The sequence below is a fragment of the Inquilinus limosus DSM 16000 genome, from assembly GCF_000423185.1.
In the GTDB taxonomy this organism is placed as follows: Bacteria; Pseudomonadota; Alphaproteobacteria; order DSM-16000; family Inquilinaceae; genus Inquilinus; species Inquilinus limosus.
In genome coordinates this window covers 430,293-442,700 of record NZ_AUHM01000002.1, presented here as the reverse complement: position 1 = coordinate 442,700, position 12,408 = coordinate 430,293, and the positions used below count along the sequence as shown (strand labels likewise).

Genomic DNA, 12,408 nt, shown 5'->3' with positions numbered 1-12,408 from the left:
CCGGGGTGACGAGAGGCCGTCTCGCTTGTGAACGAAGCGGGCGGATTTGGGAACCCCCGGCCGGGCCGGAAGTGCCGCTTCAACCCCGGATGCCGGTTAAAGTTTCGTAAATTGTCCTCGGCGACTCTCTTGCCCGGTCACTCCGCCGGCGAGCCCTCGCTGCGATGCACCAGAAGCTGGCGCTCCAGCTCCTTGGCCGTACGGCTGGCCGGGGCGGTGAAGCGGGCCAGGGCCCGGTAGATCACCGGCACCAGGTACAGCGACAAGAGGGTCGAGACCATGACGCCGCCGAAGATGACGACGCCGATCGCCTGGCGTGATTCGGCACCGGCACCGGTCGCGATCGCCAGCGGCAGGGCGCCCAGCGCGGTGGCGATCGAGGTCATCAGGATCGGCCGCAGCCGCGTGGCCGCGGCCTCGCGCACCGCCTCCAGCACGCCGAGCCCCTCGTCGCGCAGCTGATTGGCGAATTCGACGATCAGGATCGCGTTCTTCGCCGTCAGGCCGATCAGCATCACCATGCCGATCTGGGTGTAGATGTTGATCGTCATGCCGAGCAGCGCGACGGAGCCGAGCGCGCCGAAGATCGCCAGCGGCACGGTCAGAAGGATCGTGACCGGGTGGACGAAGCTCTCGAACTGCGCCGCCAGCACCAGGAAAACGATCAGCAGGGCGGTGCCGAAGGTGATGTAGAGCGAGGCGCTGCTCTCCAGGAACTCGCGGGTGTCGCCGTCCCAGGACAGGCGGGCCTCGGTCGGCAGCGCCTCGGCGACGGCGGCGCGGATCTCCTCCACCGCATCGCCCAGCGTGGCGCCGTCGGCCAGGCTGGCGGTGAAGGTGATGGCGCGGACCCGGTCGAAGCGGCCCAGGCTGGCCGGCCCGGCCACGTCCTGCAGCTTCACCAGGCTGGTCAGCGGCACCAGCGTGCCGCCGGACGCCCGGACGAAGACGTTGGACAGGTCGCGCGGCGTCTGCCGGTCCTCGGCCCGGGCCTGCAGCACCACGTCGTATTCCTCGCCGTCGTCCTCGTAGCGGGTGACGGCGACCGACCCGAACATCGTCTCCAGCGTCTCGCCGATGGAGCGGATCGAGATGCCGAGATCGGCGGCACGGTTGCGGTCGATGGCGACGCGCAGCTCCGGCTTGGTCTCGTCGTAATCGGCCTGCAGGTTGCGCAGCACGCGGGAGCCGCGCAGCCGGTCCTCCAGCTGGTCGCGCCATTCGACCAACTGCTCATAGGTGTTGCCGCCGATAGCGAAGCGCACCGGGGCGCCGGAGCCGCGGGCGAGGCCGCTGGGGTTGATGGCGACGGCGCGGATGCCGGGGATGCCGGCCAGCTTGGCCGACAGCTCGCGCACCACCTCCTGCTGCGACCGGCTGCGCTCCTCCCACGGCTTCATCTGGCCGATGACGGTGACCCGGTTCACCCCGGTCGGCCCCCAGGCCGGGGCCAGGATGGCGAGCAGCCGGGTGACGTCCTCCGCCTCGACATAGGGCGACAGCGCCGCTTCGATCCGGGCCAGCTGGGCGCTGGTGTATTCGATGCTGGAGCCTTCCGGCGCAGTGGCGCTGACCACCACCCGGCCGCGGTCCTCGGTCGGCACGAACTCCTGCGGCAGGGTGCGCAGCAGGACCACGGCGCCGAGGCTGAGCGCCACGGCGATGGCGCAGACCACGAGCGGTGCGGCGAGGGCGAAGCTCAGCGTCGCCCGGTAGAAGCGGTTCAGAAGCTCGAAGCCGTGCTCCGTCACCTTGTGCAGCCAGGTCTCCTCATTGGCCGGGCGCAGCAGCCGGCTGCACATCGCCGGCGTCAGGGTCAGGGCCACCAGCGCCGAGAACAGCACCGAGGAGGCGACGGTGATGCCGAACTCGCTGAACAGCCGCCCGACATTGCCCTGCAGAAAGGAGATCGGGACGAAGACCGCGCTCAGCACTGCGGTGGTGGCGATCACGGCGAAGCCGATCTGGCGCGACCCGAGATAGGCCGCGACCAGCGGCGGCTCGCCGTGCTCGATCCGCCGGCTGATGTTCTCCAGCACGATGATGGCGTCATCGACCACGAGGCCGATCGCCAGCACCATGGCGAGGAGGGTCAGCACGTTGATCGAATAGCCCAGCGCCGCCAGGATGATGAAGGAGGCGATGATCGAGACCGGCACGGCCACGGCCGGGATCAGCGTGGCGCGGACGCTGCGCAGGAACACGAAGACGATCCCGACCACCAGCGCCAGCGCGATGGCCAGCGCCAGGAACACCTCCTCGATCGACTTGTCGATGAAGACGCTGTCGTCGGAGGATATCTCGATCCGCACATCCGGCGGCAGCGACTGGCGCAGCGTATCCAGCGCGTGCCGCACGCCTTCGGCCACGTCCAGCGTGTTGGCGGTCGACTGCTTGACGACGCCGAGACCGATGGCGGGCTGGCCGTTGACGCGGAAGCCGCTGCGGTCGTCGCGCGGGCCGACCTCGACCTTGGCCACGTCGCCCAGCCGCACCAGCGTGTCGCCGTCGCGGCGCAGCACGATGCGGGCGAACTCCTCCGGCGTCGACAGCCGGGTGTTGGTGCGCACCGTCAGCTCGCGGTCGCTCGATTCGACCCGGCCGGAGGGCAGCTCGACATTCTGGGCCTCGAGCGCGTCCTTGATGTCCTGCACCGTCACCCGCCGCGCCGCCATGGCGTTGCGGTCCAGCCAGACGCGCATCGACGGCGCACGCTCGCCGCCGACCGTCACCTGGGCGACGCCGTCCACGGCCGAGAGCGGGTCGACGACATAGCGCTTGGCGATGTCGCTCAGCTCGACCGCCGAGCGGCCCTCGCTGGTCAGGGTGGCGTAGATGATCGGGCTGGCGTCGGCATCGACCTTGCGGATGATCGGGGTGTCGGCGTCGTCCGGCAGCCGCCCCATCACCCGGCCGACCGAATCGCGGACATCGTTGGTCGCGCTTTCGACATCGCGATCGATCTCGAATTCCAGCCGGACGCTGGATCGCCCCTCCTGGCTGGTCGAGCGCAGGGTGCGGATGCCGGCGACGCCGGACACGCCCTCCTCGATCACCTGGGTGATCTGGCTCTCGATCACCTGGGCCGAGGCGCCCTCATAGGTGGTGGTGATCGACACCACCGGCGGGTCGATGTTGGGATATTCGCGGACGGTCAGCCGCTGGAAGGCGAAGGCGCCCAGCACCACCAGCAGCAGGCTGACGACGACGGCGAAGACCGGGCGCTTGATGGCGGTGTCGGAGAGGACCATGTCAGCTTCACGCCCCCGCCGGCGCGGCCGTCTGGACCTCGACCGGCAGGCCGTCGCGCAGCCGCTGCGTGCCCTCGACCACCACCGCCTCGCCGGCGGCGAGGCCGGACAGGATCTGCACCTCGCCGCGCAGCCGGGTGCCCAGCGTCACCTCGCGCCGCACCGCCCGGCCGTCGGCCACCACATAGACGAACTGCCGCGCGCCCTGCGGCACCAGCGCCTGCTCCGGCACCAGCAGGGCCTTCGGGTCGGTCGACAGCTGCACCCGCACCATCATGAACATGCCCGGGCGCAGCAGGCCGTCGCGGTTGTCGATCTCCGCCACCGTGGTGACCGACCGGGTGGCCGGGTCGATGCGGGTGTCGACCGAGGTGATCGTGGCGGTGAAGGCGCGGTCGGGATAGGCGTCGCTGTGCACCTCGAGCGCGACCCCTGGGGTCAGCCGCGGCAGCAGCACCTCCGGCAGGTTGAAGTCGACCTTCACCCGGCTCAGGTCGTCCAGCGTGACGATCGCGGTGCCGGGCGACACCAGGGCGCCCAGGCTGACCTGGCGGATGCCCAGCGTGCCGGCGAAGGGGGCGACGATCACCCGCTCCGCCAGCCGGGCCTTCTGCGCCGCCACCGCCGCGGTCTTGACCTCGAGGTCGGCGCGCAGCGTGTCGACCTGGGCCTGGGGGACGTTGCGGGACTTGGACAGGGCCTCGGCCCGGTCGAGCGCCAGCCGGGCGTTGCGCAGCTCGGCCTCGGCGGAGCTGACGGTCGCCTCCAACTCGGCGCTGTCCAGCCGGACGAGCGGCGCGCCGGCCGCGACGGTCTGGCCGTCCTCGAACTCGATCTTGTCGACGATGCCGCTGGTCTTGGCGGTGATGGTGACCGCCTCGCGCGCCCGGGTGGTGCCGACCGCGTCCGCCGCCTCGGTCACCGTGCCGATGCGCACCGGCGCCAGCAGCACCGGCACGGAGGCGGGGCCGCTGCGCGACGCCACGGCGCCGTCGGCCTGCCATGGGGCATAATGCCACACGCCCGCCGTTGCCGCGGCGAGCAGGCCGATGACCGCCAGTTGTTTCCACACGCGCATGCGTCCGCGAAGCCCCCTTCCGTCCGCGCACCCGATCCAACGGGTGCATTGTAATACCAACGGCCCGTTTCTTCTTGGTTGAAGCCGTCTGTGTTCTTCACGGCACAGCGGGGAGATTCCGTCGCGACGATGTCGATGACGGGAACAGCTCATGACATTCGGTGTTTATGGCATCGATATGACGATTTCGCCGCGCTCTGCAGCGGCACTGGAAGGGACCCGAAGGACGGCCGATCGCGCCGGTCGCGGGGACAGGCGGAATGGGATTGCTCTACAGCGAAACGGAGGACGCGGTCGATCTGCACGGTCGCCGCATCCTGATCGTCGAGGACGAGCAGATCGTGGCGCTCGACCTGGAGCTGACCCTGCGGACCTGGGGCGGCACCGTGGTCGGCCCGGCGACGACGGTGTCGCGCGCGGTCGAGATGGCGCGCAGCCAGCCGATCGACGGCGCCATGGTCGACCTCAACCTGTCCGGCGCCGCGGCCTTCCCGGCGGTCGACATCCTGCTGCAGCGCGGCGTGCCGGTGATCCTGGCCACCAGCTATCCGCGGGAAAGCCTGCCGGCCCCCTACCGCAACCTGCCGCTCCTGCCGAAGCCCTACGATCCGCGACGCTTCTCCGGGCTGCTGCAGTCGATCTTCGCCGTCCGTCCCGGCGACGTCAGCATCCACTGACCGGCGGGCCTCAGCCCGCCCAGGGCTGGGTCTCGGTCCGCACCGGCTGGCCCGAAGCCTTCGCCGCCGCGATCGACAGCGCCAGATACTGGTCCTGCGCCGCTTCGGCGAAGCCGTAGATCTCCTCTCCCGTCTCGACGGTGCGGGCCATGCCGGCCAGGCAGGCCCCGACCGCGATCTCGTCGTCGTTCAGCCGCGTCCCGGTGAAGGGGTTGCGGTAGACCCACTCCGTCCCAGCCAGGATGCCGACCAGGTGATGGCCCTGGATGTCGGCATATTGCCCGGCGTCCTGGCGCAGCAGGCGCAGCGTCACCGGGGTGCGGTGGTCCTGCAGGAAGCGCAGCTCGTCGTCCTTGATCTCGCCGCGCTCGCCCCGGACCAGGAGGCGCGGCGACCGGATCCAGTGGTGGTACTGGTCGCCGGTGAAGTCGAACACCGCCAGCCGGTCGCCGAAATCCAGCGTCGCGATGGTCTGCTCGGATCGGGTGATGCGAAGCTCGTCCGGCGGTCCCGCCCGGGTCGGGCCGGCGACGATCGGGCTGGTGAAGCCCTGCGCCCGGATCGTCGCATTCTCGAACCGCAGGCCGAGATACTTCCGGATCAGGCTGGTGCCGTGATAGCCGTGCGCCACCGCGACATGGGCGTGGCTCGGCGTGCCGATGCGGCCGGCGGCGATCAGCGCCAGCCGGGCGGCGTGGGTCGGCTGCAGGAAATACTGCTCGGCCACCTGGATGCGGGCGCCGCCGCGGACCAGCTCCCAGAGCTGCAGCAGCCCGTCCAGGTCGGGCGCCGGCGGCGTCTCGGTCAGCACCGGCAGGCCCTCCGCCGCCAGCTCGGCGATCACCCCGGGCGCGGCCGGCTGCGACACCGACACCACGACGAAGCGCGGCCGCGTCAGGCGCAGCAGCGCCTCGGTGGTGCGGAAGGTCGGCAGGCCCCATTGTGCCTCGAAGGCGGCGCCGCGGGCCGGGTCGCGCACCACCACGCCGTCGACGCGGAAGCGGTCCGGCAGCGCCCGGGCGACGCGCAGGAAGAACTCGGTGCGCCAGCCGGGGCCGACGATGGCGAAGTTGCAGGGGCTCACGGGCGGTCCCTCCGGCGGGCGCGGGGCGTAAACCGATCTCACCTCAGACGGCAAAGGGTGTAAACCGGCGCGAGACGCGACGGGGGATGGCGATGGCGAAGCGGCCGCGGGCGGATCTGGTGCTGGTCGAGCGCGGCCTGGCGGAAAGCCGGGCCCGGGCCCAGGCGCTGATCCTGGCGGGCCTGGTCTATGAGGGCACGCGCCGGGTCGAGAAGCCGGGGGACGGCATCGCGCAGCCAGAGGCGCTGTCGGTGCGCGGCCGCGACCATCCCTGGGTCAGCCGCGGTGGGCTGAAGCTGGTCAAGGGCCTGGATCATTTCGGCATCGACCCGGCCGGGCTGGTCGGGCTCGATGTCGGCGCCTCGACCGGCGGCTTTACCGACGTGCTGCTGCACCGCGGCGCGGCGAAGGTCTACGCCGTCGATGTCGGCCACGGCCAGCTGGCCTGGTCGCTGCGCCAGGACCCGCGGGTGATGGTGCTGGAGCGGACCAACGCCCGCCACCTGGACCGGGCGATGGTCCCCGACCCGATCGGCATCGTCGTCTGCGACGCCAGCTTCATCGGGCTCGAGACCGTGCTGCCGGCACCGCTGGCCCTGGCCGCGCCGGGCGCCTGGCTGGTGGCGCTGATCAAGCCGCAATTCGAGGTCGGGCCGGACCGGGTCGGCAAGGGCGGGGTGGTGCGCGACCCGGACCTCCACCGCGAGGTCTGCGACCGTATCGCCGCCTGGCTCGCCGCCCGTCCGGGCTGGCGGGTGCTGGGCGTCACCGAAAGCCCGATCACCGGCCCGGAGGGCAATGTCGAGTTCCTGATCGGCGGCCGGTTCGAGGGGTGAGCCGGCGCCCGGCCGGTCGCGTTCACCGCGCCTTGGCGTCGCCTCCCTGCTCCTCCGCTCGCTGCCCGTGCATGTGCTTGATCAGGTTGTCGCGGATCTTGACAACGGTCTTCTGCGTCTTCCTGAACTCGTCCGCCTCCAGGCCCGTCGCGGCGACCAGATCCCGCTGCGCGCCCTTCTCGCGCAGGCGGCGCCCTTCCTCGGTCAGGCTCACGATCACCTGCCGCTCGTCGGCGGGGTCGCGCCGGCGGCGGAGATAGCCGAGCTCCTCGAGCTTCTTGAGGATCGGCGTCAGCGTGTTCGACTCCAGGAACAGCTTCTCCCCGAGGCCCTTGACCGTCTGATTGTCGTCCTCCCAAAGGGCGACGATCGTGATCCACTGGGTGTAGGTGAGGCCGAGCTCGTCGAGGATGGGCTTGTAGGCACGCCCATAGGCGAGATTCGCCGAATAGACCGCGAAGCATAGGAAATCGGCCAGCTTCGGCATCGCCCTGTCGCGTGGTTCGGATTTGGTCACAGCCGCCCTCGTGTCGTGTGGTGCTCTTCCTATATAGATCGCACGCGATTAAATCGGAAGATGTTGACGGAAGAAATCGGTTAGCCTATGTAGATCGCGTCCGATTGAAACGGACACGATCATTCGGGGCGCGCAGATCCGCGAGCCTCTCAACCCAAGGAGCAGGACATGAGCGACACCGATCCGCGCAGCGAAGCTGCCCCCGAGCTGAAGCTCGAGGTCGTCACCATCCCGGTCTCCGATGTCGACCGCGCCAAGCGCTTCTATGGCGATCTGGGCTGGCGGCTCGATGCCGACATCGTCCGCGACGATTTCCGGGTCATCCAGGTCACCCCTCCGGGCTCCCCGGCCTCGGTGATCTTCGGCCGGGGTGTCACGGTGGCTCCCCACTTCATCGTCTCCGACATCGTGGCGACGCGTGCCGAGCTCGCCGCCCGCGGCATCGAGGTCGGCGAGGTCTACCACTACGACGAGGCGGGCCAGCGCCGCAGCGGGCCGGAGCCGACCCGCCGCAGCTACGCCTCCTGGGCCTCGTTCAAGGATCCGGACGGCAATGAGTGGCTGATCCAGGAGGTCACCCACCGCCTGCCCGGGCGGGTGGAGGCGGGCGACACCACCTTCACGTCTTCCAAGGAGCTTGCGGCCGCGCTGCGGCGTGCGGCGGCCGCGCATGGCGAGCACGAGAAGCGGAACGGCGGGCAGCACGACGCGAACTGGCCGGACTGGTACGCCGAATACATCGTCCGCGAGCAGGCGGGCCAGGAGCTGCCGCTGTAAACGGCGATGATGACGTCATCGGCGGCCGGTTCGAAGGGTCGGCGGATCACTCCGTAGGTTGGGTTCGCGGTCCGCGAACCCAACCTGGAGCTACCGTCCCAGCAGCAGCGGCGGCATGGCCGCGACCGGCCCGTCCGTGGCGGCGGCGAAGGCGCCGAGGCGTTCCGTGACCGGTCCCAGGCCGGCCTCGATCAGCGCCCCTTCGCCGAACGGGCTGCCCGAGACCAGCCGGCGCAGCGTCTCCAGCGTCGAGCGCGGCCGCGGCAGCCGCTCCACCACCACCTTGGCGTCGGGACCGAGGCCGATCGCCTGGCGGGCGATGACCATGGCGGCGTCGAGGCCGCCCAGCCGGTCGACCAGCCCGTTCTTCGCCGCCTCGCTGCCCAGCCAGACCCGGCCCTGGGCGACCGAGTCCACCGCCCGGGGCTCCAGGCCGCGGCCCTTGGCCACCAGCTGGATGAAGGCGTCGTATCCGGCGTCGATCCCGGCCTCGAACCGGCCCTTCTCGCCGGCATTCATGGGCTCGTTCAGGGTCCAGATCCCGGCGTTGCGGCCGCGCTGCACGCTGCCCCAGTTGACGCCGACCTTCTTCCACAGCGCCTGCAGCACCGGCTTGCCGGCGAAGATGCCGATCGACCCGGTCAGGGTCGAAGGCTCGGCCACGATCGCCTTGGCCTGGGCGGCGATCCAGTAGCCGCCCGAGGCCGCGGTCTCGCCCATCGACACCACGATCGGCTTGCCGCTGTCGCGCGCCCGCTCGACCGCCCGGCCGATCAGCGCCGAGGCGACGACCGAGCCGCCGGGGCTGTCGATGCGCAGCACGATCGCCTTGATCCGGCCGTCCCCGACCGCATCGTCGATGGTCTCGGCCAGCTCATGGCCGACGATCCGGCGATCCAGGCTGCCGTCGGAAGGGTCGTCGACGATCGGCCCGCTGGCGTAGATCACCGCGATCCGCGGCAGGTCGCGGCCCTCCTCCGGCTCGGTCGCGGCGAGATAGTCGCTGGCCTTGACCTCGGCCAGCTTGCGGCCGGCCCGGGCATCGACCAGCCCGTCGACCTCGTCCCAATAGGCCAGCTTGTCGATCAGCCGCGCGTCGACCGCTTCCTTGGCGGTGTAGGGGCCGTCGTCGATCAGGCGCTTGACCTCGTCGGGCGGCAGGGCCCGGCCCTGGGCGATGCCGGCGATCAGCTGCTCGTACAGCCCCTGGGCGATGGCCTCGTTCATCGCCCGGCTGGCCGGGGTGAAGTCGCGCTCGGTGAAGGTCTCGGGGGCCGATTTGTACTGGCCGCGCTTGCTGACCTCGGGCTGGATGCCGACAGTGTCCAGGAGGTCGCGGACGAAGGGCACCTCGACCGAGATGCCGGTCAGGCCGACGCCGCCCTGCGGCATCATCAGCGTCTGGTCGAAGCCGGCGGCGAGATAGATCGCGACATTGCCGGGCCCGGCGCTGCCGAAATCGTCGGCATGGGCCACGGTCAGCTTGCCGGCCCGCCGCGCCCGGTCGACGGCGTCGCGCAGCTCCTGCGCCGAGGCCAGCGGCACCGCATCCGGCGCCAGCCGGGCGACGATGGCGCCGATCCGCGGGTCGGCGGCGGCGCGGTCGATCGCGTCGATGGTCTGGTGCAGCGTCAGCGGGGTGCGGGTCAGGCTGAAGCCGCTGCCCGGGACCTGGTCGGGCACGCCGCGGCGGAGGTCGAGGACCAGGGCCAGATCGCCCTTCGGCAGCTGCGGCGACCGCGTCGCCAAGTACCAGGCCGTGCCGCCGATGACGGCGAGCAGCAGCAGGAACAGCACGCCGAAGATGATGAGGATGGCGCGGATGAAGCGGCCCATGATGCGTCCTGCCCGGAATCAGCGGTCCATGGCGTGATAATCGCGGTTCGGCATCATGTCGACGCCCGAGGCGACCCGGTTCGACATGTTGAAGAAGCCGACCACGTCGCAGATGTCGAAGATGTCCTCGTCGGAGAAGCCGTGCTCGCGCAGCGCCGCGCGCTCGGCATCGTCGACCCGGTGCGGCTCGGTGGTCAGAAGCCAGGCGAAGTCCAGCATGGCGCGGTGGCGCGGCGGCAGCCGGGCGACGCGGTGGTTGAAGGCCAGCATCTCGCCCAGCTCCGGGTCCTCCGACAGACGGCGCACCGCCTGGCCGTGCGCCACCAGGCAGTAGTAGCAGCGGTTGGCAGAGGAGACGGTGACGGCGATCATCTCCCGCTCCAGCTTCGACAGCCCGCTGTCGCCCAGCATCAGCTCGTTGTAGGTGGCGATGAAGTTGCGGAGCTTCTTCGGCCGCAGGCTGTAGGCGCGGATCACGTTCGGCACCAGCCCCAGCTTCTCCAGGCACTTGGCGTAATAGGCCTTGAGATCCTCGTCGAGCGCCGCCTCGTCCGGGATCGGGAAGGCCATGACGTGATCGGGCTGCGGCACGGTGGGGCTCCCTCGCTGATCGCTGGGCCGCAGCCTAGCAGGCGCCTGGGGCCGGGTCGAACCCAGCCGCTAGCCTCGGCGCTTGAAGATGCGGTGGTCCAGCCGCTCGTCGTCCAGCCCGGCCGGCTCCTGGTGCAGGATCACCTCGGCGTCGGGGAAGGCGTCGGACAGCGCGGCCTCGAGGCGGTCGCAGACGGTGTGGGCCTGCCACAGGGTCAGGGCGCCATCCATCTCGACATGCAGCTCGATGAAGCGGGTGCCGCCGGCGCTGCGGGTGCGCATGTCGTGCAGGCCCGCCACCTCCGGGTCGGCACGGACGATGGCGGCGATCCGGTCCCGGTCCTCCCGCGGCAGCTCGCGGTCCATCAGATGGTCGGCGGCGCGGCGGGCGATGCGGGCGGCGCTGACCAGCAGCCATAGCGCCACGCCGATCGCGGCGGCCGGGTCCAGCCACAGCCAGCCCGGCTGCTGGCCGATCACCAGCACCGCCAGCACCACCAGGCTGGTGGCGGTGTCGCCGACATAGTTCAGCCGGTCGGCGGCGATGGCGGTCGAATCGGTACGGCGGGCGACGGCGCGCTGGAACAGCACCAGCGCGACGGTGGCGACCACCGACACGACCATGACCGCAATGCCCAGCGGCACCTCGGCGATCGGCGCCGGGGTGATGAAGCGGCCGGCCGATTCGAAGATCAGCAGCAGGGCCGAGCCGCCGACGAAGGCGGCCTGGGCGACGGCGCCCAGCGGCTCGGCCTTGCCGTGGCCGAAGCGGTGCGACCGGTCCGGCGGCCGCAGCGCATGGCGCACGCTGATCATCAGGATGCCGGAGGCGGCGATGTCGACCAGGCTGTCCAGCAGCGAGGACAGGATCGCGGCCGACCCGGTGACCAGCCAGGCGGCCAGCTTCAGCAGGGCCAGGGTGGAGGCGACCGAGACGCTGATCGCCGTGGCCAGGCGCAGCAGCCGGTCGCGTCTGGCCTGTTCGCCGCCGTTCTGGACGGCGTCCGTCACGGGTACAGCCGATGGTGGCGCCAGCCGTCCCGGCCCGGCTCGTAGACCACGCGGTCGTGCAGGCGATAGGGCCGCTCCTGCCAGAACTCGATCCGCCATGGCACCAGGCGGAAGCCGGACCAGTGCGGCGGCCGCGGCACCGGCCCGTCCGCCTCCTCCGGCCCGAAGCGCCGGGTCACCTCGGCCACCGCCGATTCCAGCGTCGCCCGGTCGGCCAGCGGCCGCGACTGGGCCGAGGCCCAGGCGCCGATCCGGCTGCCGCGCGGGCGGCTGGCGAAATAGGCGTCGGCCTCCGCCGGCTCGACCGGCGTCACCGGCCCCTCGATCCGGATCTGCCGGCGCAGGCTCTTCCAGTAGAAGCACAGCGCCGCCCGCGGGTTGCGCGCCAGCTCCTCGCCCTTGCGGCTCTCCAGATTGGTGTAGAAGACGAAGCCGCGGGCTTCCGCCGCGGCGTCGTCGACGCCTTTCAGCAGTACCGTCCGGACCGAAGGCACGCCTTCCGCCGTCGCGGTCGCCAGCGCCATGGCGTTCGGGTCGTTGATCTCATGCGCCGAGGCCAGGGCAAACCAGGTTTCGAACAGCGCGAACGGGTCTTCCGGCGGAACGAAATCCACGTTGGCGGGTTCGCTTGCGGCACTGCCGGGATTCGGGGCGGGCGAGGGGGGCGTCGTCATGGCGCACGGCCTTCATTCGGTCGAATTTTGGCTACATTAGGGATCGACGCCGTGAAGTCCATGGCGGCCAGGACAG

The 12,408-nt window shown here is 70.9% G+C and carries 11 protein-coding genes; 3 read left to right on the top strand and 8 right to left on the bottom strand.

Going from position 1 to position 12,408, the window contains the following annotated elements; genetic code table 11:
- Positions 1–137: 137 nt before the first annotated feature.
- Both G537_RS0106065 and G537_RS0106060 read right to left on the bottom strand, forming a co-directional pair.
- Entirely contained in the window at positions 138–3,251 is a 3,114-nt protein-coding gene (locus tag G537_RS0106065; protein WP_026869340.1) for an efflux RND transporter permease subunit, read from the bottom strand.
- 7 nt (positions 3,252–3,258) lie between these two features.
- Positions 3,259–4,323 carry an efflux RND transporter periplasmic adaptor subunit gene (locus G537_RS0106060; protein ID WP_026869339.1) on the bottom strand — a complete coding sequence of 355 codons (1,065 nt, stop codon included), beginning with the start codon at positions 4,321–4,323 and terminating at the stop codon, positions 3,259–3,261.
- 266 nt (positions 4,324–4,589) lie between these two features.
- On the opposite strand from G537_RS0106060, the gene G537_RS0106055 reads away from it, so the two are divergent.
- Positions 4,590–5,006 carry a response regulator gene (locus G537_RS0106055; protein ID WP_051247980.1) on the top strand — a complete coding sequence of 139 codons (417 nt, stop codon included), beginning with the start codon at positions 4,590–4,592 and terminating at the stop codon, positions 5,004–5,006.
- Positions 5,007–5,016: 10 nt separating this feature from the next.
- Here the strand turns inward: G537_RS0106055 and G537_RS0106050 are convergent, their stop codons facing one another.
- Positions 5,017–6,090, bottom strand: a complete 1,074-nt coding sequence (locus tag G537_RS0106050) for a Gfo/Idh/MocA family protein (RefSeq protein ID WP_026869337.1) — start codon at positions 6,088–6,090, stop codon at positions 5,017–5,019.
- Between the two features lie 92 nt (positions 6,091–6,182).
- Here G537_RS0106050 and G537_RS0106045 point away from each other — a divergent pair, with 92 nt between their 5' ends.
- On the top strand, positions 6,183–6,926 hold the full coding sequence (locus G537_RS0106045; protein ID WP_051248093.1) for a TlyA family RNA methyltransferase: 744 nt from the start codon (positions 6,183–6,185) through the stop codon (positions 6,924–6,926).
- Between the two features lie 22 nt (positions 6,927–6,948).
- On the opposite strand, the gene G537_RS0106040 is transcribed toward G537_RS0106045, so the two are convergent.
- The gene (locus tag G537_RS0106040) at positions 6,949–7,443 is read right to left on the bottom strand and encodes a MarR family winged helix-turn-helix transcriptional regulator (protein ID WP_026869335.1); all 495 of its coding nucleotides are present in this window, start codon (positions 7,441–7,443) and stop codon (positions 6,949–6,951) included.
- 168 nt (positions 7,444–7,611) lie between these two features.
- On the opposite strand from G537_RS0106040, the gene G537_RS0106035 reads away from it, so the two are divergent.
- Positions 7,612–8,220: a VOC family protein gene (locus tag G537_RS0106035; RefSeq protein WP_026869334.1), complete on the top strand. Its 609-nt coding sequence runs from the start codon at positions 7,612–7,614 to the stop codon at positions 8,218–8,220.
- A gap of 90 nt (positions 8,221–8,310) precedes the next feature.
- On the opposite strand, the gene sppA is transcribed toward G537_RS0106035, so the two are convergent.
- The 4 genes from sppA to pdxH all read right to left on the bottom strand — a co-directional run bounded on the left by sppA (position 8,311) and on the right by pdxH (position 12,272).
- Positions 8,311–10,056: a signal peptide peptidase SppA gene (gene sppA, locus G537_RS0106030; protein ID WP_026869333.1), complete on the bottom strand. Its 1,746-nt coding sequence runs from the start codon at positions 10,054–10,056 to the stop codon at positions 8,311–8,313.
- 18 nt (positions 10,057–10,074) lie between these two features.
- Positions 10,075–10,647, bottom strand: a complete 573-nt coding sequence (locus G537_RS0106025; protein WP_026869332.1) for a peroxidase-related enzyme — start codon at positions 10,645–10,647, stop codon at positions 10,075–10,077.
- A gap of 69 nt (positions 10,648–10,716) precedes the next feature.
- Complete coding sequence (locus G537_RS0106020; RefSeq protein WP_026869331.1) at positions 10,717–11,658, bottom strand: cation diffusion facilitator family transporter; 942 nt, start codon at positions 11,656–11,658, stop codon at positions 10,717–10,719.
- Positions 11,655–12,272 (bottom strand): pyridoxamine 5'-phosphate oxidase, encoded by a 618-nt coding sequence (pdxH, locus tag G537_RS0106015; protein WP_026869330.1) that lies wholly within the window; start codon positions 12,270–12,272, stop codon positions 11,655–11,657. Before pdxH ends, G537_RS0106020 begins: the two co-directional genes overlap by 4 nt.
- Between the last annotated feature and the right edge of the window lie 136 nt (positions 12,273–12,408).